The organism is Streptomyces sp. NPDC001781, assembly GCF_053596035.1.
On the sequence record NZ_JBSFFI010000009.1, the window covers coordinates 49,337 to 74,107 of the forward strand.

General features: G+C 74.5%; 21 protein-coding genes. 16 read left to right on the forward strand and 5 right to left on the reverse strand.

Annotated features, from left to right (window positions below; genetic code table 11):
• The first annotated feature begins 4 nt into the window (after nt 1–4).
• From ACWCV3_RS10985 to ACWCV3_RS11025, 9 genes are all read left to right on the forward strand, one after another.
• The gene (locus ACWCV3_RS10985) at nt 5–925 is read left to right on the forward strand and encodes a branched-chain amino acid transaminase (RefSeq protein WP_451221639.1); all 921 of its coding nucleotides are present in this window, start codon (nt 5–7) and stop codon (nt 923–925) included.
• A complete protein-coding gene (locus ACWCV3_RS10990; RefSeq protein ID WP_451221642.1) occupies nt 922–1,752 on the forward strand; it encodes a hypothetical protein in 831 nt (276 codons plus the stop codon). The genes ACWCV3_RS10985 and ACWCV3_RS10990 overlap by 4 nt, the downstream gene beginning before the upstream one ends.
• Nucleotides 1,749–3,119, forward strand: coding sequence for an MFS transporter (locus tag ACWCV3_RS10995; protein WP_451221645.1), 1,371 nt, complete (start codon nt 1,749–1,751; stop codon nt 3,117–3,119). The genes ACWCV3_RS10990 and ACWCV3_RS10995 overlap by 4 nt, the downstream gene beginning before the upstream one ends.
• Complete coding sequence (locus tag ACWCV3_RS11000; protein ID WP_451221647.1) at nt 3,116–4,381, forward strand: ATP-grasp domain-containing protein; 1,266 nt, start codon at nt 3,116–3,118, stop codon at nt 4,379–4,381. Before ACWCV3_RS10995 ends, ACWCV3_RS11000 begins: the two co-directional genes overlap by 4 nt.
• 1 nt (nt 4,382) lies before the next feature.
• Nucleotides 4,383–5,447 carry an alpha-hydroxy acid oxidase gene (locus ACWCV3_RS11005; RefSeq protein WP_451221650.1) on the forward strand — a complete coding sequence of 355 codons (1,065 nt, stop codon included), beginning with the start codon at nt 4,383–4,385 and terminating at the stop codon, nt 5,445–5,447.
• A gap of 280 nt (nt 5,448–5,727) precedes the next feature.
• On the forward strand, nt 5,728–6,855 hold the full coding sequence (gene rsgA, locus ACWCV3_RS11010) for a ribosome small subunit-dependent GTPase A (protein WP_451221653.1): 1,128 nt from the start codon (nt 5,728–5,730) through the stop codon (nt 6,853–6,855).
• Between the two features lie 70 nt (nt 6,856–6,925).
• On the forward strand, nt 6,926–8,317 hold the full coding sequence (locus ACWCV3_RS11015; RefSeq protein ID WP_451221656.1) for a bifunctional transcriptional activator/DNA repair enzyme AdaA: 1,392 nt from the start codon (nt 6,926–6,928) through the stop codon (nt 8,315–8,317).
• A complete protein-coding gene (locus tag ACWCV3_RS11020; RefSeq protein ID WP_451221659.1) occupies nt 8,317–8,844 on the forward strand; it encodes a methylated-DNA--[protein]-cysteine S-methyltransferase in 528 nt (175 codons plus the stop codon). The genes ACWCV3_RS11015 and ACWCV3_RS11020 overlap by 1 nt, the downstream gene beginning before the upstream one ends.
• Nucleotides 8,845–8,955: 111 nt before the next feature.
• A complete protein-coding gene (locus tag ACWCV3_RS11025) occupies nt 8,956–10,119 on the forward strand; it encodes an SGNH/GDSL hydrolase family protein (protein WP_451221662.1) in 1,164 nt (387 codons plus the stop codon).
• A gap of 12 nt (nt 10,120–10,131) precedes the next feature.
• Here ACWCV3_RS11025 and ACWCV3_RS11030 read toward each other — a convergent pair whose 3' ends face one another.
• Nucleotides 10,132–10,614 (reverse strand): DUF456 domain-containing protein, encoded by a 483-nt coding sequence (locus ACWCV3_RS11030; protein ID WP_451221665.1) that lies wholly within the window; start codon nt 10,612–10,614, stop codon nt 10,132–10,134.
• Nucleotides 10,615–10,753: 139 nt separating this feature from the next.
• Here ACWCV3_RS11030 and ACWCV3_RS11035 point away from each other — a divergent pair, with 139 nt between their 5' ends.
• The 3 genes from ACWCV3_RS11035 to ACWCV3_RS11045 all read left to right on the forward strand — a co-directional run bounded on the left by ACWCV3_RS11035 (nt 10,754) and on the right by ACWCV3_RS11045 (nt 14,845).
• Nucleotides 10,754–12,259, forward strand: a complete 1,506-nt coding sequence (locus ACWCV3_RS11035; RefSeq protein ID WP_451221668.1) for a protein phosphatase 2C domain-containing protein — start codon at nt 10,754–10,756, stop codon at nt 12,257–12,259.
• 69 nt (nt 12,260–12,328) lie between these two features.
• A complete protein-coding gene (locus ACWCV3_RS11040; RefSeq protein ID WP_451221672.1) occupies nt 12,329–14,071 on the forward strand; it encodes a pyruvate dehydrogenase in 1,743 nt (580 codons plus the stop codon).
• A gap of 330 nt (nt 14,072–14,401) precedes the next feature.
• Complete coding sequence (locus tag ACWCV3_RS11045; protein WP_451221675.1) at nt 14,402–14,845, forward strand: ATP-binding protein; 444 nt, start codon at nt 14,402–14,404, stop codon at nt 14,843–14,845.
• 106 nt (nt 14,846–14,951) lie between these two features.
• Here ACWCV3_RS11045 and ACWCV3_RS11050 read toward each other — a convergent pair whose 3' ends face one another.
• Together ACWCV3_RS11050 and ACWCV3_RS11055 are read right to left on the reverse strand one after the other, a co-directional pair.
• On the reverse strand, nt 14,952–15,989 hold the full coding sequence (locus ACWCV3_RS11050) for a DUF2637 domain-containing protein (protein WP_451221678.1): 1,038 nt from the start codon (nt 15,987–15,989) through the stop codon (nt 14,952–14,954).
• Nucleotides 15,990–16,186: 197 nt separating this feature from the next.
• Nucleotides 16,187–17,029: a (2Fe-2S)-binding protein gene (locus ACWCV3_RS11055; RefSeq protein WP_451221681.1), complete on the reverse strand. Its 843-nt coding sequence runs from the start codon at nt 17,027–17,029 to the stop codon at nt 16,187–16,189.
• Nucleotides 17,030–17,202: 173 nt separating this feature from the next.
• On the opposite strand from ACWCV3_RS11055, the gene ACWCV3_RS11060 reads away from it, so the two are divergent.
• Entirely contained in the window at nt 17,203–17,976 is a 774-nt protein-coding gene (locus ACWCV3_RS11060) for a GntR family transcriptional regulator (protein WP_451221684.1), read from the forward strand.
• A gap of 26 nt (nt 17,977–18,002) precedes the next feature.
• Here ACWCV3_RS11060 and ACWCV3_RS11065 read toward each other — a convergent pair whose 3' ends face one another.
• Nucleotides 18,003–18,770, reverse strand: coding sequence for a hypothetical protein (locus tag ACWCV3_RS11065; RefSeq protein WP_451222045.1), 768 nt, complete (start codon nt 18,768–18,770; stop codon nt 18,003–18,005).
• Nucleotides 18,771–18,978: 208 nt separating this feature from the next.
• The gene (locus tag ACWCV3_RS11070) at nt 18,979–20,652 is read right to left on the reverse strand and encodes a PucR family transcriptional regulator (RefSeq protein WP_451221687.1); all 1,674 of its coding nucleotides are present in this window, start codon (nt 20,650–20,652) and stop codon (nt 18,979–18,981) included.
• 282 nt (nt 20,653–20,934) lie between these two features.
• Between ACWCV3_RS11070 and ACWCV3_RS11075 the strand changes: the two genes are divergently transcribed.
• From ACWCV3_RS11075 to pucD, 3 genes are read left to right on the forward strand one after another with little or no spacing between them, the layout of a single operon-like run.
• Complete coding sequence (locus ACWCV3_RS11075; RefSeq protein ID WP_451221690.1) at nt 20,935–21,828, forward strand: FAD binding domain-containing protein; 894 nt, start codon at nt 20,935–20,937, stop codon at nt 21,826–21,828.
• Nucleotides 21,828–22,379 carry a (2Fe-2S)-binding protein gene (locus ACWCV3_RS11080; RefSeq protein ID WP_451221693.1) on the forward strand — a complete coding sequence of 184 codons (552 nt, stop codon included), beginning with the start codon at nt 21,828–21,830 and terminating at the stop codon, nt 22,377–22,379. The genes ACWCV3_RS11075 and ACWCV3_RS11080 overlap by 1 nt, the downstream gene beginning before the upstream one ends.
• A gap of 1 nt (nt 22,380) precedes the next feature.
• Complete coding sequence (gene pucD / locus ACWCV3_RS11085) at nt 22,381–24,765, forward strand: xanthine dehydrogenase subunit D (RefSeq protein ID WP_451221696.1); 2,385 nt, start codon at nt 22,381–22,383, stop codon at nt 24,763–24,765.
• Nucleotides 24,766–24,771 lie beyond the last annotated feature (6 nt).

Here is a 24,771-nt window from a genome sequence, read left to right on the forward strand (position 1 = left end):
AAGCATGCCACTGACCCCGACACCGTTCATCTGGATGGACGGCGAGCTGGTCCCCTGGGACGACGCCAAGGTGCACGTGCTCACTCCGAGCCTGCACTACGGATGGGGCGTCTACGAGGGCATCCGCGCCTACGCCACCGCCTCCGGTCCGGCCGTCTTCCGGCTGCGCGAGCACATCGCCCGGCTGCGCGACTCGGCGCGGGTGTACCTGATGGAACTGCCGTGGACCGACGAGGAGCTGGTCTCGGCGGTGCTCGAGCTGGTCCGGATCAACGGCCACGACTCCTGCTACATCCGCCCCATCGCCTACCTCGGCTACGGGGAGATGGGCGTGGCCCCGCAACTGGACGCGGTGCGGATGTCGATCGCGGTGTGGCCCTGGGGCTCGTACCTCGGCGACAAGGCCGAGTCCGAGGGGTGCCGGCTGATCGTCAGCAACTGGCAGCGCAACTCCCACCAGACGGTGCCGCCGCTCGCCAAGGCCACCGGCGCGTACGTCAACAGCGCGCTCGCCAAGGTGGGCGCGCAGCGTGCGGGTTACGACGACGCGCTGATGCTGACCGCGACCGGGCACATCGCGGAGGCCTCGGCCGCGAACCTGTTCCTGGTGCGCGACGGCGCCCTGATCACGCCGCCGGTCAGCGACGGTGTCCTGCCGGGCATCACCCGCGACAGCGTCGTCACCATGGCCCGCGACCTGGGCCTGGAGGTGACGGAGCGCAGCATCCCGCGCAGCGAGGTCTACGTCGCGGACGAGGCGTTCCTGACCGGGACCGCCGCCGAGATCGTGCCGGTGGCCTCGGTCGACGAGCGCCCGCTGGGCGCCGGCGGCGTCGGCCCGGTGACCAAGCAGCTGCGCGAGCTGTTCCGTGACGTGGTCGGCGGCCGGCACGACGGCTACACGCGCTGGCTGGAGCGGGTGTGAGCGCAGCGGGGACGGCCGGGGGAGCCGGCGCGCCGGCCGACCCGGGACCGGCGTCGGCCCGGGCGGCCGTCGCCGGTCTGGAGAGCGCCGCGCTCCGGCTGCGTACGGTACTGGCGCCGACCGGCGGCGCGGCCCGGGACGCGGCCTGGCGGGCCGCACTGGACGAGGAGCTGTGCGACCGGCTGATCGACCTGGCGGCAGCCCGCGCCTGGGCCGGGCGGCAGGCCGCCAGGGGACCGGACCGGGACGCGGCGGCCGAGGTGCTGGGCGGGTGCGTGCTGTGGGCCGTTGAGACGGACACCGCCCGGATCCAGGCCATGACCGGAACGGGCACGTCCGCGACGGACGGCACCATCCCCGCCGCCGTGGCGGCGCACGGCCGGGTGGCCGCCCTGGTCACCGCGCTCGCGGCGGCCGACGTGTACGACGCGGTGCGCGAGCGGCTGCGGGCCGCGCTGGGTCCCTGCCCGGCCGGCCGGGCCGCCGCCGCCTGGGAGACCGCCGACACGGCGCTGTCCGGCCTGGGCACCACGCGGGACGAGTGGGTCGGCACCGAACCGGCCCACACCGCCGCCGGCGGCCGGGTGCTCGTGGACCGCATCGGCCGGCTCGCGCTGACCGCGGCCCTGCTGTCCGCCGCCCCCGGGTACCCGGCCGACCAGGGCGAGACCTGCGTCAACGCGGCCCGTCGGCACGCCTGGAACCACCTGCGCCAGCCGCCCCCGGAGGCGGCCACCGCCATCCACGTACGGCGCACCGCCGAACTGGTCGACTGGATCGCCGGATCCGCGTCCGCTTCCGCGTCCCCGGAACGGAGCGGCGCATGAGCGGGCAGCCCGGCGGCACGACGGACGGGGAGCAGCGCGCGGCAGGCCGGCTCGTGGGCCTGCTGCTCGCCATCCTGCCCAAGACGCCCGCCGGACGCCGGCTCGCGGCCGGCGCCGCGGTCGACTCGGTCGGCTCGGGGATGTTCCTGGCCGCCTCCACGCTGTACTTCGTCACGGTGGTGGGCCTGCCGGCCGCCCGGGTCGGCCTGGTGCTGTCGGTCGCGGCGGTGGCCGGGCTGCTCAGTCCGGTCCCGCTCGGCCGGCTGGCCGACCGGGTCGGCCCGGTACGGGTGTACGTCGCCCTGCTGGCGCTGCGCGGCCTCGGCTACGCCGGCTTCGCCCTGATCGACGGCTTCTGGCCGTACGCCGTGCTCACCTGCGTGCTCACGGCCCTGGACCGGGGCTGTTCACCGCTCCAGCAGGTGGTGGTGGGCACCATCGAGGGCGGGCAGGACCAGACCCGCACGATGGCCTCCATCCGCTCGGTGCGCAACATCGGTCTGACCGCGGGCTTCCTCATCGCGGGCGCGGTGCTGGCCATCCACGAACGGGCGGCCTTCGTCGCACTGTTCCTGGCCAACGCCGCGACCTTCTGGGTCATCGGCGCCGTGGTGGAGCAGCTGCGCCGCCGGACCGCAGCCGATGCCCCGGCCGCCCCCGCACCGCGGGCGGGCGCCGCCGGGCCCGCACCGGCCGAGCCGGCGCCGGCGCCGGTCCGGAGCCCCTTCCGGGACCTGCGGTTCATGCTCTTCACCGTCTCCAACGGCGTGCTGTCCCTGCACGACTCGGTGCTCTTCGTACTCCTGCCGCTGTGGCTGACCACGGCCACCGACGCACCGTCCTCGGCGGTCTCGGTGGTGCTCGCCGTCAACACCGCGCTCACCGTGCTGCTCCAGGTGTACGTGGCCCGGTTCGCGGAGAGCACCGCGGGCGCGCTGAGACTCGTCCCCATGGCCCTCGTCCCGCTGCTGGCCTCCTGCGTGGCGTTCGCCGGCGCCGAGCACGTACACGTGTGGCCCGCCGCGGCCTGCGCGGTACTCGCCGTGGTGTTGCTGACGGTGGGCGAGAACCTGCACTCGGTCGCCGTGTGGAACCTGTCGTACGAGCTGTCGCCCGCGCCGGCCCGGGCCCGCTACCTGGCCACCTTCAGCCTGGGGATGACCGGCCAGCAGATCCTCGGCCCGGCCCTGATGACGGGCGTGGTGCTGCCGCTGGGCACGACCGGCTGGGCCGTGCTCGCCGCGGTGTTCACGCTGGCTGCCCTGGTGGTCCGGGTCACCGGAGCGCCCCGCCCGGTGCCGACGCCGGCCGGCGTCGCCCCGGCTCTCTCTTCTGCTCCCAGTTCTTCCAGCGAGGTGACCCCATGACCGAACACGTGCTGATCGTCGGCGGCGGCCGCGAAATCCCCGGCCTGATCCGGGAGGCGGGCGGCCCCGGCGTCGTCACGACCATCCTGTGCCGGATGGACTTCGTCCCCAAGATCCGCAAGCCCGGCCGGCACGACCGGGTACTCGCCCTGCGCAGCGACGCCCCCGACGAGGAGTGGATCGCGCTGGCCGCCGCCGTCCACGAGCGGCAGCCCTTCACGCGCGTCGGCACCTTCGGCGAGCGGGACCAGGACCGGGCCGCGGCGGTCGCCGCGGCCCTGGGCCTGCCCTGCCACTCACCGCGGACCATCGCCTACGTCCATGACAAGGACGCGATGCGCCGTCGGCTGACGGAGCTCGGCGTGGACGAGACCCCGGGTGGGCGGGTCGCCGATGCGGCGGAACTGCGGGCCTTCCTCGCGGAACACGGCACTCCGTGCGTGGTGAAGCCGGTGCAGGGCGCGGGCAGCTTCGGCGTCTCCGTGGTCCGTACCGCCGGCGAGGCCGAGGCGGCCTTCGACCGCGCCGCGGCCGACTTCGACGTGATCCCGGACGCGGGCGTGCTGGTGGAGCGCTTCCACGAGGGCCCCCAGTTCAGCGTCGAGGCCTTCTCCGAGGACGGCGAGCACGAGATCCTCGCCGTGACAAGGAAGTTCTCCGACCCGGTGGGCTTCGTCGAGCTCGGCCACGTGGTGCCCGCCGAACTGTCCCCCGAAGAGACCGACGCGGTGCACGGGTACGTGCGGCGGCTGCTCGACGCCCTCGACATCGGGTACGGCGTCACCCACACCGAGGTCGTGCTGACCGCGGCCGGGCCCCGGGTCATCGAGACCCATGTCCGGCTCGCCGGTGACGAGATCCCGTACCTGGTACAGGACGTCACCGGAGTCGACCTGGTGGACTGCGTGGTCCGCCAGACGCTCGGGCAGCCGGTGCTGGCGGGCATCCGCAAGACGCTGGCCGACCCGGCCGTGGACCGCAGCCCGGAGGCGATCTGGTTCGCGGTGCCGCGGGCGCGCGGCACGCTCGCGCGGATCCGCGGCCTCGACGAGGCCGCCGCCCGGCCCGGCGTGGTGGCCGCCGAGGCCCTGCTCGAGGTCGGCGACACACTGGGCGACCTGGACAGCTCGGAGTCCCGGGCGGCCTTCGTACGGGCCCGCGGCGCGGACGCGGCCGAGGCCGTGGCCCGTGCCCGGCAGGCCGTGGCGGCGCTGGAGTTCGACGTCACGGTGAACGGTGACGGCGCGGGGGACTCGGTCTGACATGACGGCGCCGGAACGCAAGCCGCAGGCCGCCGGCATTCGCGCGTCGGGGGAACTGGCCGCGCGGGCGCGCGACCTCCTGCCGCAGGCCGCGTACGAGTTCTACGCCGCCGGATCGGACGAGGAGATCAGCGCGGGAGAGGCGGCCGCGGCCTGGCGCGGCCGGCGACTGCTGCCCCGGGTGCTGCGCGACGTCTCGTCCGTCGACACGGGCCTGGAGCTGCTCGGTACCCGGCTCGCGTCGCCCGTGCTCGCCGGCCCGACGGCCTTCCACCGCATGGCTCATGACGAGGGCGAGACGGCCACGGCGGCAGGCGTCGCCGCGGCCGGCTCGCTGCTGGTGCTCTCCTCCCGCGCGACCCGCCACCCGGAGGACGTCGCCGCGGTGGCCGGGCCCTGGTGGTACCAGGTGTACTGGCTGCGGGACGCGGAGATCACCCGTCGCCAGGTCGAGCGGGCCGTCGCCGCCGGGGCACGGGCCCTGGTGCTGACGGTCGACGCGCCGTACGTGCCGGCACGGGCGACCTCGGGGCTGCCGCTGCCGCTGCCCGACGACGACGAACTGTGCCGGTCGGTGGGCGTCGGCACCCGGCTCCCCGGCTGGGAACAGGACCCGTCACTGGGCCTGGACGCCATCGGCCGGCTGCACCGGATCTCCGGGCTCCCCGTCCTGGTCAAGGGCGTGCTGCGGGCCGACGACGCGAAGGCGTGCGTGGCCGCGGGCGCGGCCGGGGTGATCGTCTCCAACCACGGGGGCCGGCAGCTGGACCGCGCGGTGTCCTCCGCGGACGCCCTCCCGGCGGTCGCGGCGGCGGTGGGCAGGGAGGTCCCGGTCCTCGTCGACGGCGGTATCCGCACCGGCACCGACGTCCTGGTCGCCCTCGCCTCGGGCGCCCGGGCCGTCCTGCTGGGCCGCCCGATCGTGTGGTCCCTGACGCTCGGCGGGGCCGAGGGCGTCACCGCCCTGCTGGACTCGTACCGCACGCAGCTCTCCACCTCCATGGCCCTCGCCGGCTGCGCCCGACTGGCGGACATCGACGGCGAACTGCTGCACCCGGGGCCCTGACGCGCGCCGTCCTCCCCACCCGGGGCACGGGTGGGGAGAAGCCCCTTGTTAATCAGTGGTGCCGTGCCATGGGGCGGCGCTATGGTGCTGCTCATCCGCTCCGAGGGGCGGAGTCGGCATGTCGAGGAAGCAGGAGGTGAGGACATTGATGACTGTCACGGTGACGGGCGCTGCCCGCATTCAGGAGTTCATCGTTCCCACCCCTGTGGTCTCCGGCTGACACCCACTCGATCCGCGCGCTCGGAGCGCGCCGCCGGGGCCACCCTTCGAAGGGTTCCCCTTGTCCAACGCTCCGCTCCACCCGTCTTCTCCCTCTTCTCCTTCCGCTGTCCAGCACCCGCTCGCCGTCCACGGCTGGGACGAGGGCTGGGAGGCCGAGTTCGCCCCGCACGCCGCTCAGGGCCTGGTTCCGGGCCGGGTGGTCCGGGTCGACCGGGGGCAGTGTGACGTCCTCACCGCGGACGGGGTCGTCCGCGCGGACACCGAGTTCGTCGTCCCCCGTGACCCGGTGAAGGTCGTGTGCACGGGGGACTGGGTCGCCGTCGATCCCGCGGGCAGTGACCCCCGGTACGTCCGCGCCTACCTCCCCCGCCGGACGGCGTTCGTCCGGTCCACCTCGTCCAAGCGTTCCGACGGGCAGATCCTGGCGGCCAACGTGGACCACGCCGTGGTCGCCGTGTCGCTCGCCGTCGAGCTGGACCTCGGGCGGGTCGAGCGGTTCCTCGCGCTGGCGTGGGAGTCCGGGGCGCAGCCGGTGGTCGTGCTGGCCAAGGCCGACCTCGTGCCGGACCCCGCGACGCTCGCGCACCTCGTGCAGGACGTCGAGACCACCGCGCCCGGCGTCCCGGTGCTCACCGTCAGCGCGCTGAACGGCGACGGGCTGGACGCGCTGCGGGCGCTGATCGGGACCGGTACCGCCGTGCTGCTCGGGCAGTCCGGCGCGGGCAAGTCCACGCTGGCCAACGCGCTCGTCGGCGCGGACGTCATGGACGTCCGGGCCGCACGGGACGTGGACGGCAAGGGCCGGCACACCACGACCACCCGCAACCTGCTGCCGCTGCCCGGCGGCGGCGTGCTCATCGACACCCCCGGCCTGCGCGGCGTCGGCCTGTACGACGCGGAGAGCGGAGTCGGCCAGGTGTTCTCCGAGATCGAGGAGCTGGCGGCGCGCTGCCGGTTCCACGACTGCTCCCACGGTTCCGAGCCCGGCTGCGCGGTCGTCGCCGCCGTCGACTCCGGCGAGCTGCCCGTCCGCCGGCTGGACAGCTACCGCAAACTGGTCCGCGAGAACCAGTGGATCGTCGCCAAGACCGACGCCCGCCTGCGCGCCGAGATCCGCAAGGACTGGAAGCGCAAGGGAGCCGAGGGCCGCGCTGCGATGCGGGCCAAGCGGGGTCCCTGGACGTGATCCCCCGGGGCCGGGCTGCATGTCCGTTTTCCGCTGGCCCGGCCCCCCTCCCGCGTCCGACACTGGACGCATGACGGACGACGACAGCAGGTACGAGGCGGTGCGCGGCCGCGACGGGCGGTTCGACGGCGTCTTCTTCTTCGCCGTCCGGACCACCGGGATCTACTGCCGCCCGAGCTGCCCGGCGGTGACCCCCAAGCGGTGCAACGTGACGTTCTTCCGCACGGCCGCCGCCGCCCAGGGCGCCGGGTTCCGGGCCTGCCGCCGCTGCCGCCCGGACGCCGTACCGGGATCGGCCGAGTGGGACGTCCGCGCGGACGTGGTCGGCCGGGCCATGCGGCTGATCGCGGACGGCGTGGTCGACCGCGAGGGCGTCACCGGCCTCGCCGCCCGCCTCGGCTACAGCGCCCGGCAGGTGCAGCGCCAGCTCACCGGCGAGGTCGGCGCCGGACCCGTCGCCCTCGCCCGTGCCCAGCGCGCCCACACCGCGCGCACCCTGCTGCGCACCACCGCGCTGCCGGTCACCGAGATCGCGTTCGCGGCCGGTTTCCGCAGCATCCGCCAGTTCAACGACACCATCCGCGAGGTCTACGCCCGCACCCCCACCGAGGTGCGCGACGCCGCCCCCCGCTCCCGCCGGAGCGCCCCCGGCACCGGCATCCCGCTGCGCCTCGCCCACCGGGGCCCCTACCAGGCCGGCGCCGTCTTCGACCTGCTCGCCCGCGAGGCCGTGCCCGGTGTCGAAGAGGTGACCGGCAGCCCCGGCGCCCGCGTCCACCGGCGCACGCTGCGGCTGCCGTACGGCACCGGCGTCGCCGTCGTCCACGAGCGCGCCCACACATCGGGACCGCGCGGCGGCACCCGGCCCGGCGGCTGGCTCGACGCCCGTCTGCTGCTCACCGACACCCGCGACCTGACCACCGCCGTGCACCGGCTGCGCCGGCTGTACGACCTGGACGCCGATCCCTACGCCGTCGACGCCCGCCTCGGGGCCGACCGCCGGCTCGCCCCGCTGGTCACCGCCCGCCCCGGCCTGCGCTCGCCCGGTGCCGTCGACCCGCTGGAGATCGCCGCCCGCGTCCTGACCGGGTCGTCCGACGAGGTCGCGCGGCTCGTGGTCCGGTACGGCAAGGCGGTCGACGCGCCCGCCGGCACCCTCACCCACCTCTTCCCCGAGCCCGCCGTGCTCGCCGACGGGGAGGCCGGCACCCCGCTCGGCGTACTCGCCGCCGCCCTCGCCGACGGCCGGCTGTGCCTCGGCCCCGGAACCGACCGGGACGGGGCCCGGCGCACCCTGGAGGGGCTGCCCGGCATCACCCCGGCCGCCGTCGCCGCCCTCAGGGCGCGTGTGCTCGGCGACCCGGACGTCACCCCACCCGGTACGGACCTGCCCGAAGCCTGGCGGCCCTGGCGGTCCTACGCCGTACACCACCTGCGGGTCGCCGAGGAGCTGACCGACTGATGGCGATCATGGACGACCCCTACTGGACCGAACTGGCCTCCCCGCTCGGCGCCCTGCTGCTCACCGCCGACGCCGACGGCGCGCTGACCTCGGTCTCCGTGCCCGGCCAGAAGGGCGGCCGGACCGTACAGGAGGGCCGGCGGCACGACGCCGGACCCTTCCGGGAGGCGACCGAGCAGCTCACCGCCTACTTCGCCGGAGACCTCGAGGACTTCGACCTGCCGGTCCGTGTCCGAGGCACCGAGTTCCGCGAGCGGGTGTGGGCCGCCCTGGACACCGTCCCCTACGGCGCCACCACCACATACGGCGCGATCGCGGCCCGGATCGGCGCTCCCCGCGCCGCGATCCGCGCGGTCGGCGGTGCGCTCGGCGCCAACCCCCTGCTGATCGTCCGCGCCTGCCACCGGGTCATCGGGGCCGACGGCACGATGACCGGATACGCGGGCGGACTTCAGCGGAAGACGTGGCTGCTGCGGCTGGAAGGAGTACTGGGCGACGCGCAGCCCCCGGTGGGGCCTCCGCGCTGAGCCGTGCGAGTGGGCCCCCGGCGCTGGCGCCCCCTTGGGGCCCCCCTTGTGTGACACCGTCGCCTCCGGCGGCCCGGACACCTGGACGGGCCCGGTGCGAAAGGGCGGACATTGGGCTACGTCGTACGGTTCCTCGCGGCCCTGCTGCTCGTCCTCACCCCGGCCCCCGCCTGGGCCGCCGAGGGACAGCAGCGCTGGACCGGCACCTGGGAGGCAGCCCCCTCCGGCACCGCCCCCGCCCTGCCCGGCGCGGCGATCCGCAACATCGTCCACCTCAGCGTCGGCGGCCACGAGTTGCGGGTACGCGTCACCAACCGGCTCGGCACCGCCCCGCTCCACCTCGGCGCGGTCACCGTCGCCCTCCGGCAGGGCCGGGGACCGAACGCCGTGCCCGGCACCCTGCGCACCGCCACCTTCCACCGCGCGGCCACCGCCACGGTCCCGCCCGGCCGGGACCTGTTCACCGACCCCGTCCGGCTCACCGTCCCGGCCGCCGCCGACCTCCTGGTCACCGTCCTCACCCCGGACGACTCCGGACCCGCCACCCAGCACGGCACCGCCCTCCAGACGAGCTGGGTCGCCCTGGTCGGCGCCGGGCACGCGGCCGACGAGGACGGGTCCGCCTACCGCACCCCCATCAGCAACTGGTACTACCTGGCCGGTGTCGACGTACGCGGCACCGCCACCGGCAGCGTCGTCGCCTTCGGGGACTCGCTCACCGACGGCCACGGCTCCACCCACGACGCCAACCACCGCTGGCCCGACCTGCTCGCCGCCCGCCACCGCCGCCTCGGCGTCCTCAACGCCGGCCTCGGCGGCAACCGCCTGCTGCGCGACGGCACCGGCCCCGGCGCCCTCGCCCGGTTCGACGCGGACGCGCTGGACCGGGCGGGGGCCCGCCTCCTCGTCGTCTTCGAGGGCGTCAACGACATCAACGGCACTCCCGCCGCCGACGACGTCAGCGCCTACGCCGACGCCTACCGCACCCTCGTCGCCCGCGCCCACGCCAGGCATCTGCGGGTCGTGGGGGTGACCCTCACGCCGTACGCCGGGTACCCCGCGCACACGGCGGCCCGCGAGAAGGTCAGGCAGGGGATCAACGACTTCATCCGCACCGGCCACGCATTCGACGCCGTCTGCGACGCGGACGCGGCGCTGCGCGATCCGGCCGATCCGACGCGGCTGCTGCCCGAGTACGACCCCGGCGACCACCTGCACTTCGACGACGACGGGATGCGGGCCGTCGCCGACTGCGTGAGCCGCGCCCTGGTGTGAGGCCGAGCGGAGTCAGCCCCACACCACCGCGCCCAGCCACGCGGCCGCGATCAGCAGGCAGGCGAAGAGTTCCGTGAACACGCTTGAGCCACCCGAACGCATCGCCGTGCGCAGCGCGGCCATCGCCTCACCGTGGCGGCCGAGCCGGAGCCGTTCGCCGAGGTAGATCCCGCCCATGAAGCCGGGCAGCGCGCCCACCACCGGCAGCAGCACGAAGCCGACGAGCGTGCCGGCACCCGCGTACACCGCCATCCGGGGCGTCGCGCCGGATGCCCGCAGCCGGCGCGCGGGAAGGGTCCAGCGGACGACCTGCGCCAGCAGCAGGACGACGGTGGCCCCCACCAGGAGCGCCCAGGCCAGGCCGGACGGGTTCGTCAGCGCCCACCACAGGACCCCGGCCCACACCAGCCACGAACCCGGCACCCCGGGCACCAGCACTCCGCACAGGCCGAGCGCGATCACCAGGCCGACCAGCAGGAGTTCCCACGCTCCCATCTGCCCAGCGTGCCCGAGCACGGACGGAACCGCAGATCTCGTACGGCCGTTCGCCCCGTCCCTCGAAGCGCCGGGCGGGGAGGAGCCGATTTCGCCGATGCCCCGTTTCCGGGCGTCCGGCGTGGTGACAATTACCGGCATGAGTCAGCAGGGGAGCGGGCCCACTCGCCAGGACGACGACTGGTGGCGGCAGCTCTACGACGACACGGCCGGCGACACGGGTCCGGCACCGGACCGGGACTCCCTGGACGACCGCTACGCCTCGGCGAAACGCACGACGGTGGCGGGCGGCACCGAGGACCGGGGTGAGCCCCGCAGGGACCCCCCGCCCATGCCGGCGCAGAGAACCGACGGCCCCGGTGCCGGAAACCCGGCCGGGCGGTGGCCCTCACCCGCCGCACCGCCGGCGCCTGCCGGGGCGGACGCGCGGCGGACGCCGCCCGGCGAACGGAAGGTCCCTCCGGTGCCGGAGGCCCCGGTACCACCGGCCGAGCCTCCCGCGCCGGACCCCGGACGCGCGGCACCGCCGGTACCCGCGGCACCCCCGGCCCCTCCCGCGCCGGCGCGAACGCCGGTACCGCCGATCGACGCGGGCCGGCCCCCCGCCGTACCGCCCATACCCGGCTGGCCCGCGCCCGCCGCGCAGCGGCCCCCCGAGCCGCCCGCCACCGGCGCCCCCCGAGGCCAGGTCGTCACCGGCACGGCCCACTTCACCCCCGCCGCGCCCCCCACCCCCGACTACGTCGGTTCCCGGCCGCCCACCTACGCGCCCGAGCCCACCGCTCTCCCCGCCGCCGACCCCGAGGAACTCGGCGACCTGGTGTCGGACACCGTGCTGGAGGGGGCGCGGTACGGGGCGTGCACCCTGCGGGCGGTGTCGTTGCGGGGGGACTCCGCGCGGTACCGGGGGGAGGCGCGCCGGGACGCGCTGCTCGTCGCACGGTTCGGAACGGGGGAGCAGGCGCTCGTGCTGGTGGCGACGGCCACCGGCGTGCGGGCCGCGCCCGGTGCGCACCGGGCGGCGGCGGAGGCGTGCCGGTGGATCGGCCAGGCGGTGGGACGCAGCCACGAACGCCTGGTCGAGGACCTGCGGGCGGGCCGGCGCGGCGACCTCAAGTCCGGGCTGAACCGCCTCACCGACCGCACCCTGGGCAAACTCCGCGCCGACTCCGGCGAACCCACCACGAGCCTGCGCTGTCTGCTGCTGCCCGCCGACCCCGACTGCCGCACCCGGGTGTTCTTCGGCGCCGGGGAGGGCGGCCTGTTCCGGCTGCGGGACGGCGAGTGGCGGTCCATCGAACCAGCCTCACCGGCCGTACCGGGGGAGGGAGAGGGCTTGCCGGACGGCGACCGCCGCACCATGGACCTCGGCATCCCGGTCCCGCCGAACCCGTACGAGGCCGCCGGGCCGGCGCAGCCGCCGTTCCGGTTCCGGGCCGCCATAGCCCGGCCGGGTGATGTGCTGATGATGTGCACCTCCGGCCTCGCCGACCCGCTGCGCGGTGAGGCGTCCCTGCGGGCGTTCCTGGGCCGCCGCTGGTCGCGCGCCGCGGCGCCCGGTCTCGCCGGGTTCCTGGCGGACGTCCAGACGAGGGTGAAGGGGTACGCCGACGACCGGACGGCCGCCGCCGTCTGGGAGGCGTGACCGGGGCCCCTGTGACTTGATGGAGGCGCAGGGGCGTATCCCGGGACCGCGAAGGGGCGGACGACCGTCATGGCCAGACAGAACGTCGCCGAGCAGTTCGTCGACATCCTCGCCCGCGCCGGTGTGCGCCGTCTGTACGGCGTCGTCGGCGACAGCCTCAACCCGGTCGTGGACGCCGTGCGCCGCAATGCCGCGATCGACTGGGTGCACGTGCGGCACGAGGAGGTCGCCGCCTTCGCGGCGGGCGCCGAGGCGCAGATCACCGGCAGGCTGACGGCGTGCGCGGGCTCCTGCGGCCCCGGCAACCTGCACCTGATCAACGGCCTCTACGACGCCCACCGCTCCATGGCGCCCGTGCTGGCGCTGGCCTCGCACATCCCGTCCAGCGAGATCGGCCTGTCCTACTTCCAGGAGACGCACCCGGAGCGGCTGTTCCAGGAGTGCAGCCACTACAGCGAGATGATCTCCAACCCCCGGCAGATGCCCCGGCTGCTCCAGACCGCGATCCAGCACGCCATCGGCCGGCGCGGCGTCAGCGTCGTCACGCTGCCCGGCGACGTCGCCGACCAGCCCGCGCCCGACCCGTCCTTCGAGAGCGCCCTGGTCACGTCCCGGCCCTCGATCCGTCCCGGCGACGCCGAGATCGACCGGCTGGTGGAGATGATCGACCAGGCCGACAAGGTCACCCTCTTCTGCGGCGCGGGCACGGCGGGCGCGCACGCCGAGGTCATGGAGTTCGCGGGCCGCGTCAAGTCCCCGGTGGGGCATGCCCTGCGCGGCAAGGAATGGATCCAGTACGACAACCCGTACGACGTCGGCATGAGCGGACTGCTCGGATACGGGGCGGCCTACGAGGCCACGCACGAGTGCGAGCTGCTGATCCTGGTCGGCACCGACTTCCCGTACAACGCGTTCCTGCCGGACGACGTGAGGATCGCGCAGATCGACGCACGGCCCGAGGTCATCGGACGCCGGTCGAGGCTGGACCTCGCGGTGTGGGGGGACGTCCGCGAGACGCTGCGGTGCCTGATCCCGCGGGTACGGGAGAAGACGGACCGCCGCTTCCTGGACAGGATGCTGAAAAAACACGCCGACGCGCTGGAGGGCGTGGTCAAGGCGTACACCCGCAAGGTGGACAAGCACGTCCCCGTCCATCCCGAGTACGTGGCGTCCGTGCTGGACGAGCTGGCCGACGACGACGCGGTCTTCACCGTCGACACCGGCATGAACAACGTCTGGGCCGCCCGCTACATCTCACCCAACGGCCGACGCAGGATCATCGGTTCGTTCTCGCACGGCTCGATGGCCAACGCGATGCCGATGGCCATCGGCGCCCAGCTCGTGGACCGCGACCGGCAGGTCGTCGCCATGGCCGGTGACGGCGGATTCACCATGCTGATGGGCGACTTCCTGACCCTGGTGCAGCAGGACCTGCCGGTGAAGATCGTGCTGTTCGACAACTCGGCCCTCGGCATGGTGGAGCTGGAGATGATGGTCGCGGGCCTGCCGTCGTACGGCACCACCCAAGTGAACCCCGACTTCGCCGAAGTCGCCCGTGCCTGCGGGGCGTTCGGGGTGCGGGTGGAGAAGCCCAAGCAGTTGGCCGGGGCGCTGAAGGACGCCTTCCGACACAAGGGCCCGGCGCTGGTGGACGTCGTCACCGACCCCAACGCCCTCTCGATCCCGCCGAAGATCAAGGCCGACATGCTCACCGGGTTCGCACTGTCCGCCTCGAAGATCGTGCTGGACGGCGGTGTCGGCCGGATGCTCCAGATGGCCCGCTCCAACCTGCGCAACGTTCCCCGTCCCTGAAATCGCCCCGGAAAGCGGTGGTTTCCGGTCAGTCTCACCCCGAGTGGCCGACCGGGGCGCACGGTACGCGCAGGGGTCCGCAGGAGCCCTCAGACGGCTCCTGCGGCGCCTTCCGGCCGCCTCGGCGCTGTCCGTACCCGTGTCCCGGCGGCCGGTGGACGGCCCCTACGGCCGCCGCGCGTGGCCGAACACCCGGCGGTCGGACCATGGCCATGACTGGCCGTTGGTCCACTGGGCAACCATCCGTCGTGGACGCGATCGACCAGGAGGGGGAGGGCCGGCGACGTGTGGGCGGGGGTCATGACGCAGCGGGCACGAGGGGGCGGTCCCATGACGATGGGGGCCACTCCGGCGGACACGGGAGACGGCGAGACCGGCGGCACACGTGAGGCGCACCGGCTCAGACGCGAGCTGGCGCGGGCCGACCTCGCGGCGGTGCCCGCGGCGCGGCGTGAACTGCGCGCCCTGCTGCGGCACTGGGACCGGCCCGACCGGTCCGACGTGGCGGAACTGCTCACCAGCGAACTCGTCACCAACGCCCTGGTGCACACCGACGACGACGCGGTCCTCACCGCCGTCGTCTCCCCGCGCGGACTGCGTGTGGAGGTGCGGGACTTCACGGCCCGAGGGCCCCTGATGCGCGACCCCGCCCCGGACGAGGACACCAACGGCCGGGGCCTGGTCCTGGTGCGGTCCCTGGCGGACGCCTGGGGGATTCGGCCGCACGCGGTGGGCAAGTCGGTCTGGTTCGAGCTGGGTTCCGCGGCCGCCTAGGGCCTTTCGTCCGGATCAGGCGTGATCCGGACGAAAGACGCCGGACGACGGCGGGGTGGGAACGCGCTCCTGACGAACCGCGTTCCCACCCCGCCGCCGCTCAGTCTCAACCGAACTGCTGCTCCAGGTCCTTCAGCTTGCGCTCCAGTGAGTCCAGCCGGGGCAGCGCCATCGTGTCGTCCTCCGCGGTGAGGTCCACGGTGACCGGCTCGGTGCCCTTGCGCACCGACTGCAGAGGAGGCCGTGAGCGGGCGGTCAGCCTCTCCGCCGCTATGGCGGGCTCCCCGGTCGCCGGGGCGGGGGCGCGGTCCATCTGCACCTCCACCGTCCGCGCGGGGGTCCGGCTCACGGCGTTCCGGGCGCCTCGGCTCAGCGCCTTCAACTGAGCCCGCTCCACGCGTTGCTGGTCGCGCCGGCGCTGACGGGCCTCGCTCTTCTCCCGCTTGTCGTCGCGCACCTCCTCGACCGCCTCGTCCAGGCTGCGCACACCCTCCAGGAGCATGAGCGACCAGGCTCCGAAGGTCTCGCGCGGTGCCCGCAGCCAGCGGACGATACGGATCTGGGGCAACGGTCGCGGCACCAGGCCCTGTTCGCGCAGGGCCGCCCGGCGGGTCTGCTTCAGCGCCCGGTCGAACAGCACCGCCGCCGACAGGGACATGCCGGAGAAGAACTGCGGCGCCCCGTCGTGGCCGGTTCCCCGGGGCGCGTGCACCCAGTTGAACCAGGCCGCGGCGGCGGCGAACATCCACACCAGCATCCGGGAGCCCAGCGCGGCGTCACCGTGGCTGGCCTCGCGCACGGCGAGCACCGAGCAGAACATGGCCGCCCCGTCCAGGCCGAACGGCACGAGGTACTGCCAGCCGTCGGTGAGGCCGAGGTTCTGCTCGCCGAAGCCGACCAGGCCGTGGAAGGAGAGGGCCGCCGCCACCGCGGCGCAGCAGAACAACAGGACGTAGGACGCGGTGCCGTAGACCGCCTCCTTGCGCCTGCGGCGCTCCTCGCTGCGTTCCCAGGAGTCGTCCGCACCCGCCTTCTCCCCGGAGGAGCGCTTGCCGCGCGCGAGCACCGCGATCGCCGCCAGCATGCCCAGGAGCAGCACGGCGCCCGGAAGCAGCCAGTTCAGCGATATGTCGGTCATTCGCATCAGGGGTCCCTTACCTTGGGATAGGGCGTATCGCCCGCCATACTGACCCATTCCCGGCGCCTTGCCGGGCATTTCGCGGCAACGGTCCTTCAAAGGGGAGCGAGAGCGGCGTGTTGTCCTCGTTCTGCTCGAACTGCGCCCTGAGGAACGGAAGTTGAGTTCGAATCCGGTCGCTCGAACGAGTGGTTCCGGCTCGTTCAGGCCGCCGCGGCCGCAGTCAGTGCGGCGACGCGGTCGGTGTCGCAGGTGCGGGGGCAGGTGGCGCAGGTGTCCTCGGGGCGCAGCGTGTAGAACATGCAGCAGGTCACCCGGTCGCGGGTGGTCAGCGGGGCGCCGTCAGGGCCGGTCAGCTCGCGGAACGCGGCCGAGCCCGCGTACGGGCGGGTGGTGCCCGGCAGCAGCATCTCCAGCTCCCGCACCGCGCGGCGCTCCTCGCTCTCGCCGAACAGGGAGGCGAAGTACCACAGGCTCTCCACGATCTCGTCCGTCGCCATGCCCCACAGGGCACGGCCGCGCCGCCGCATACGGGGGCCGAAGCCGCCCAGCACGGGGCCGAGGTGCTCGGCGACGGCCGCGCGCACCTCGGCGCGCAGCGCCTCCTCGTCCGCCACCACGACCGCCTCCGGCAGCCCGGCCGCGGGGTCCTCCGGCAGGCAGGCGAAGGTGCCCGGGCGAACGGTCATCCGGCCCTCGGTGCGGTGGTAGGCGACATGGGACGCGGGCAGGCGGGGGACCCGGCGGTGCAGGAACCAGGGGACGGTGATCAGGAGGCAGGCGGGCCAGGCGTAGCGGTGCAGGCCGAAGCCGGCGATGACGTCGGGCCGGGCGTGCCGTCCGTAGTCCCGCAGCACCTGCGCGTCGTCCCAGGCGAGGAAGGAGTCGAGTTGGGCGCCGCCCGCGGCGAGTCCGTCGGCGGTGACCCAGCCGTCGCCCGCGGGCAGGGGCTGTGCCGGGTCCTGCGCGACCGTCACGCTCAGTCCGGGGCAGACCTCGCCGAGCCGGGCGTACGCTGCGGTGAGCGGCGAGGCCGTAGCGAGCATGGCGGGACCACCGATCCTTCGAACGCGGGAGCGTATAGGTAAGGCTAACCTTACCCATCTTTCCGGGAATTTGAAGAGCCGCCTCCTGCGCCTAAGGTGCTTGACGGACATGTGACGGTCCGTCGTCCGTGTCCGGGCCGGGCCCCGGCCGCCGAACAGCCCGAGGAGGACCCGTGGAGCAGGGCCTGCACGACGTCTCCGGCCAAGGGCTGCCCCGGCCCGCCGCGCGCACACCGGCCCGGCCCCGCGAGCGCGCCGAGGGTGCCTCGGTGGTGCTCGGTGAGCGCACGCACGTCGAGCCGACGCCGCCCCGGCGGCGTGCGGGTGTGCAGCGGGCCTCGGTGCGGGGGCAGATCCTCGACGCGCTGCGCTCCGCGCTGACGACCGGGGAACTGTGCCCCGGTGAGGTCTACTCGGCGCCGGTTCTCGGTGAGCGCTTCGGGGTCTCGGCCACGCCGGTCCGCGAGGCCATGCAGCAGCTCGCGCTGGAGGGCGCCGTCGAGGTCGTGCTCAACCGGGGGTTCCGGGTGGTGCGGCGCGGGGCCCGTGAGCTGGCCGAGCTGGCGGAGGTGCGGGCGCTGCTCGAGGTCCCCGTCCTGCTGCGGCTGGCCGGCACCGTCGCGGCCGCCCGCTTCGCCGAGCTGCGCCCGCTCGCCGAGGACACCGCCCGGGCGGCAGCCGCGGGCTGCCCGGCCCGCTACGCCGAGGCCGACCGCGCCTTCCACCGCGCCCTCCTCGCCCTCGCGGGCAACGAACAGCTCGTGCGCATCGCCGAAGACCTTCACCGCCGCGCCCAGTGGCCCCTCGCCACCACCCCGCTCCGCCAGCACCGCGCGGCCCTGCTGCGCGACGCCGCCCAGCACACCGCCCTCCTGGACGCGTTGGCCTCCGGCGACGTGGACCTGGTGGGCGACCTGCTGGCGGAGCACTTCGCGCAGCGCGACTGAGGGGGGCCGTCCCCGGGCGGCCCGGCTCAGGCCGTGGCGGCCCCCGGCGCCGGCGGGATCAGGTGTTCCGCCAGCCAGGTCGGCAGGCCGCCCAGCAGACGGAACAGGCGACCGGCCTCCTCGCGGAGCCGGGTCGCTTCGGGCTCGGGTTCCGTCTCCGCGAGGGAGACCAGGGCGGGGGCGGTGCCGATGAGGTAGCCGAGGTCCTCCCGGAGGCGGAGGGATTCGGCGAAGCCGTGCCGGGCCTCGGCCAGTTCGCCCTCGCGGAGGGCCAGCTGGGCGAGGTGGCGCCAGGTGCAGGAGAGCAGGAGCGGGTCGGACTGGGCGGTGGCGCCCGCATGGGCCCGGCGGTAGGCGGCGCGCGCGGCCTGCGGGGAGCAGGTCAGGTTCTCGGCGAGCAGACCCCGGCGGAAGTCCAGCAGGGCGCGTCCCGGAGCCCCCGGCGGGATCAGCGCGGCGGCCCTGCCCAGCGCGGCCCGCGCCTCGTCTGCCCGGTCCCGTACCCGGTGGAGCGTGGAGGTGTAGGCCAGCCGGCCCCGTTCGCAGGCGGCCGCCCCGCGCTCCTCGTCGCTGTGGGCCCGCGCCTCGGCGGTGCGCAGCGCGTCCTCGGCCGCCTCCCAGCCCCGCTCGGTGTAGAGGCACCGCTCCACCAGCAGAGCGGCCCGCTGGAGCGTCGCCCGGGGGGTGTCCGTGGGCAGGAGGGCCGCCGCATCGGCCCAGCAGGCCCGGGAGCGCAGCCGCCACACCGCGGTCTGGAGCGGATCGTCATCGGCGGTCGTTCCGTCACCAGACATGGCGGGATGCGCCACGTTGCCCTCCCCGAGCACGCCGTCGAGCTGTTGAGTGCGTGCATTCCAGCACTGATCACCGGGCCGGGCCAAGGGGGCGGGTGAAACTTTTCACAAAGTTGCGGACCGGGGGCCGGACGGCCGTCCGGTGGCGCCGGAAGATCGAATTCGCAGTCCGGCGCCGACCGCGCTGATCACGCCCGTGCGGCGGTACTCAGCTCATCCGCAGCGCGAGGAAGAAGTCCAGCTTGTCCTCCAGCCGGGACAGGTCCCGGCCCGTCAACTGCTCGATGCGCCCCACCCGGTACCGCAGGGTGTTGACGTGCAGATGCAGCCGGTTCGCGCACCGCGTCCAGGAGCCGTCGCTGTCGAGGAACGCCTCCAGCGTGGGGATCAGCTCGGCCCGGTGCCGCCGGTCGTACTCGGTCAGCGGGTCCAGCAGCCGCGCGGTGAAGGCGCGCCGTACGTCGTCCGGGACGAACGGCAGCAGCAGGACGTGCGAGGCCAGCTCCTGGTGCCCCGCCGCGCACACGCGGCCGGGCCGGGCCGCGGCGACCCGGCGGGCGTGCCGGGCCTCCTCCAGTGCCCCGCGCAGCCCCTCCGCCGAGTGCACGGCGGCGGACACGCCGAGGGTGAGCCGTCCGTCGCCCTCCAGCCCCGCCGAGAGCGACTCGCGCACCGAGCGCAGCAGCGCGTCGGCCTGCAGCCCCGCCTCGGAGCCGTCGTGCTCGGCGGAGACCGCGGGCAGCGGGACCAGTGCCACGGCCTGGTCCCCGGTGTGCGCGACGGCGACCCGGTCGGCCGGCTCCGGGCCGGTGGCCTGCGGGTCGACGAGGACCTCCTCCAGCAGCGACTGGGCGACCGCTCCGCCCGCGACCGCGCCGTCCTCCCACTCGAGCCTGGCCACGACCACCTGCCAGTGCGGTGCCGCCCCGAGCCCCGGCAGCAGGACCGGCGCGGCGACCCGGAGGCGCGCCGCGATCTCGGCGGGCGCGGCCCCGCCCTGCACCAGCTCCAGCACCTCCTGGGCGAGCCGGCGCCGCACCGTGCGGGCGGCGTCGCGCCGGTCCCGCTCGACGGCGATGAGCTGGGTGACGCCCCGGAGCAGGTCGAGCCGCTCCTCGGGCCAGTCGGCGGCGTCCGCCTCGACAGCCAGCAGCCAGTCCGACAGCACGGCCTCCCGTACGTCCGGCACCGCCTCCCGTGCGCGGCCGGAGGAGCGCACGGGGAACAGGGAGTACGTGATGCCGTCGAGCTGCACCCGGTGCGGCCCGCGCCGACCGGTGCGTACGGCGGTCAGGTGCTCGGCCGCGAGCCGGGCGCAGGTCTCCGGCGGCAGCGCCGGGCCCGCCTCCTTGGAGCCGGCGATCAGCCGGCCGGTGGGGGAGAGCACCCAGGCGCGCAGGTCGAGGTCGCTGCCGAGCAGATCGAGGACCACGTCGGGTCCGCCACCCGCCGGGCCGGAGGTCATCATGCGCCGGTGCCGGTCGACGACGGCGGCGAGGTCACCGGCGCGCTCGCCGGAGACCTGGCGCACCACGTGCTCGGTGATGGTGGCGAAGGCCACCGACTCGTCCACCGCCAGCAGCGGCATCCGGTGCCGGGCACAGGCCAGCACCAGGTCCTCGGGCACGTCCCCCAGCTCGGCCTCCCCGGCGGCCAGGGCGGTGACCCCGGCCTGCACCAGGAGGCGGACGAACGGCTCGGAGTCACCGGCGTCCCGGCGCCAGGCCAGACCGGTGAGGACCAGCTCGCCTCCGGAGAGGTACCGGCTCGGGTCGCGCAGGTCGGTCGTCATGACCCCGCGGACCGTGCGGTCCAGTTCCTCCTCGCCGCCGAGCAGCCGCAGGCCCAGCGCATCGGTCTCCAGCAGTGCGCGCAGCCGCATCTCGTCGCCGCCGTTCTGTGTCGAAACTCTTCGTGATCTGGATGGGTGACGGAGGCGGAGCCGGTGCGGGGCGCGCGGGCGGTGCCCCGCACCTGCGGTGTCTCCTGTGTTTCCGGAGGAAAACGGAGGGGTTGCCGTGGGCCTTCGTTCATACGAATCTACAAGATGACCACCGTGGCCAGCCAACTCCTTCGGGTTTTCGGTGACTGACACCGTTGGAAGAAGGACCGGTGTACTGACATGAGACCCCCGTGCCATGAGACGGAAGAAGAGAGCCGGGCCATGGAATTCCTCCGCCCCGCAAGCTGGCAGGAGGCGCTCGCCGCGAAGGCCGAGCACCCCACCGCCGTGCCGATCGCCGGGGGCACCGATGTGATGGTGGAGATCAACTTCGACCACCGCCGCCCCACCCACCTCCTCGACCTCACCCGCATCGGCGAGCTGGCCGAATGGGAGACCGGCGCCGGCTCCGTGCGCCTGGGCGCCTCCGTCCCGTACGCCCGGATCATGCGCCATCTGCGTGCCGAGCTGCCCGGTCTCGCGCTCGCCGCGCACACCGTCGCCTCCCCCCAGATCCGCAACCGGGGCGGTGTCGGCGGCAACCTCGGCACCGCCTCGCCCGCCGGTGACGCCCACCCGGCGCTGCTGGCCGCCGGGGCCGAGGTCGAGGTGGAGTCGGCGGCGCGCGGCACCCGGCTCATCCCCGTCGACGCCTTCTACACCGGCGTCAAGCGCAACGCCCTCGAGCCCGACGAGCTGATCCGCGCCGTCCGCATCGCCAGGGCGGACGGCCCCCAGCAGTACTCCAAGGTCGGCACCCGCAACGCCATGGTCATCGCGGTGTGCGCCTTCGGACTCGCCCTGCACCCCGGCACCCGTACCGTGCGCACCGGCATCGGCTCCGCCGCACCCACCCCGATCCGGGCCGAGGCGGCCGAGCAGTTCCTCGACTCGGCCCTGGAGGAGGGCGGGTTCTGGGAGAGCGGGCACGTCATCGCGCCCTCGGCCGTGAAGCAGTTCGCCGCCCTGTGCGCCGCCGCCTGCAATCCCATCGACGACGTGCGCGGCACCGCCGACTACCGGCGCCACGCGATCGGCGTGCTGGCCCGCCGCACGCTGATGTGGGCCTGGGAGTCCTACCGGGGCGGGCGCCGGGCCACCGAAGGAGCCGCGTGATGCGCGTCAGTCTGACCGTCAACGGACGCCCGCAGCAGGCCGACGACGTCTGGGAGGGCGAGTCGCTGCTCTACGTGCTGCGCGAACGGCTCGGCCTGCCCGGTGCCAAGAACGCATGCGAACAGGGAGAGTGCGGCTCCTGCACCGTCCGCCTGGACGGCGAGCTGGTCTGCTCCTGCCTGGTCGCGGCGGGCCAGGCCGAGGGGCGCGAGGTCGTCACCGTCGAGGGCCTGGCCGACCACGCCGAACGGCGCCGGACCACCGCGCCCGGTGTCGGCCCGGACGAGGCCCGGAGCCGGCAGCCGCTGCCGGGAGAGGGCATCAGACTGGCCCCGATCCAGCAGGCGTTCGTCGACGCCGGCGCGGTCCAGTGCGGCTTCTGCACCCCCGGCCTGCTGGTCGCGGCCGACGAACTCCTGGAGCAGAACCCGCAGCCGTCCGACGCCGACATCCGTGAGGCGCTCTCCGGCAACCTGTGCCGCTGCACCGGCTACGAGAAGATCATGGACGCGGTCCGCCTGGCGGCCGCCCGGCAGGCCGAGGAGGTCTGACATGTCCGTACCCGGACCGGCCGGCGTCCCCACCAGGATCACCCAAGGCGCCCCGACGGCGGGCGGCATCGGCGAGTCCACGCTCCGCCCGGACGGCGTCCTCAAGGTCACCGGGGAGTTCGCCTACTCCTCCGACCTGTGGCACGAGGACATGCTCTGGGGCCATCTGCTGCGCTCCACCGTCGCCCACGCCGAGATCGTGAGCATCGACGTCTCCGAGGCCCTCGCACTGCCCGGTGTGCACGCCGTCCTGACCTACGACGACCTGCCCTCCGACGTGCGCACCTACGGCCTGGAGATCCAGGACACCCCGGTGCTCGCCCACGGCAAGGTCCGCCACCACGGCGAACCCGTCGCCGCGGTCGCCGCCGACCACCCCGAGACCGCCCGCCGGGCGGCCGCCAGGATCCGCGTCGAGTACCGCGAACTCCCCGTCATCACCGACGAGTCGTCCGCCACCGCCCCCGGCGCCGTCCTGGTCCACGAGGGCCGCACCGACCACCACGCGCCCCACCCCAACATCCTGCACCGCCAGCCCATCGTGCGCGGTGACGCGGCCGCGGCCGCCGGGCGGGCCGACGTGATCGTGCGCGGGGAGTACACCTTCGGCATGCAGGACCAGGCGTTCCTCGGCCCCGAGTCAGGGCTGGCGGTGCCCGAGGAGGACGGGGGGGTCCACCTCTACATCGCCACCCAGTGGCTCCACTCCGACCTGCGCCAGATCGCACCCGTCCTGGGCCTGCCCGAGGACAAGGTCCGCATGACGCTGGCCGGGGTCGGCGGCGCGTTCGGCGGCCGCGAGGACCTGTCGATGCAGATCCACGCCTGCCTCCTGGCGCTGCGCACCGGCCGTCCGGTGAAGATCGTCTATGACCGGTTCGAGTCCTTCTTCGGCCACGTCCACCGCCACCCGGCCAAGCTGACCTACGAGCACGGCGCCACCAGGGACGGCCTGCTCACGCACGTGAAGTGCCGGATCGTCCTGGACGGCGGCGCCTACGCCTCCGCCTCCCCGGCCGTCGTCGGCAACGCCGCCTCCCTCGGCATCGGCCCGTACGACGTCGGCGACGTCGACATCGAAGCCGTCGCGCTCTACACCAACAACCCGCCCTGCGGGGCGATGCGCGGCTTCGGGGCGGTCCAGGCGTGCTTCGCCTACGAGGCCCAGATGGACAAGCTCGCCAGGGAACTCGGGCTGGACCCGGTGGAGTTCAGACAGCGAAACGCCATGGAGCAGGGCAGCACACTGCCCACCGGGCAGGTGGTGGACTCACCCGCGCCGGTCGCCGAGCTCCTGCGCCGCGTCAAGGCGATGCCCATGCCGCCCGAGCGCCAGTGGGAGTCCAGCGAGGGCGCCGACGTCCGGCAGTTGCCCGGCGGACTCTCCAACACCACTCACGGCGAAGGGGTGGTGCGCGGGGTCGGGTACGCGGTCGGCATCAAGAACGTCGGTTTCTCCGAGGGGTTCGACGACTACTCCACCGCCAGGGTCCGCATGGAGGTCGTCGCGGGAGAGCCGGTCGCCGTCGTGCACACCGCGATGGCGGAGGTCGGCCAGGGCGGCGTCACCGTGCACGCGCAGATCGCCCGCACCGAACTCGGCGTGGAGCAGGTCACCATCCAGCCCGCCGACACCCGCGTGGGCAGCGCGGGTTCCACCTCCGCCTCCCGGCAGACCTACGTCACCGGCGGCGCCGTCCGCAACGCCTGCGCGCTGGTGCGGGAGCGGGTGCTGCAGATCGGGCGCCGCAAGTTCGGTACGTACCACCCCGCCTGGGCCACCGCCGAACTCCTGCTGGAGCGGGGCAAGGTGGTCACCGACGGGGGTGAGGTGCTCGCCGACCTCGCCGACGTGCTGGAGGGGGAGAGCGTCGAGATCGAGCGGGAGTGGCGGCACCGGCCGACCCAGCCCTTCGACCGGCACACCGGCCAGGGCGACGGACACGTGCAGTACTCCTTCGCCGCCCACCGCGCGGTGGTCGAGGTCGACACCGAGCTGGGCCTGGTCAAGGTGGTCGAGCTGGCCTGCGCCCAGGACGTCGGCAAGGCACTCAACCCGCTCTCCGTCCTCGGACAGATCCAGGGCGGCACCGTGCAGGGGCTCGGGGTGGCGGTGATGGAGGAGATCCTCGTGGACCCGGTGACGGCGAAGGTGCGCAACCCGTCCTTCACCGACTACCTGATCCCGACCATCCTCGACACCCCGACGATCCCGGTCGACGTCCTCGAACTCGCCGACCACCACGCCCCCTACGGGCTGCGGGGCGTGGGCGAGGCTCCCACCCTGTCCTCCACCCCGGCGGTGCTCGCCGCCATCCGGGCCGCGACCGGGCTCGAACTGAACCGCACCCCGGTCCGGCCCGAGCACCTCACCGGCACGGCATGAGAGCGA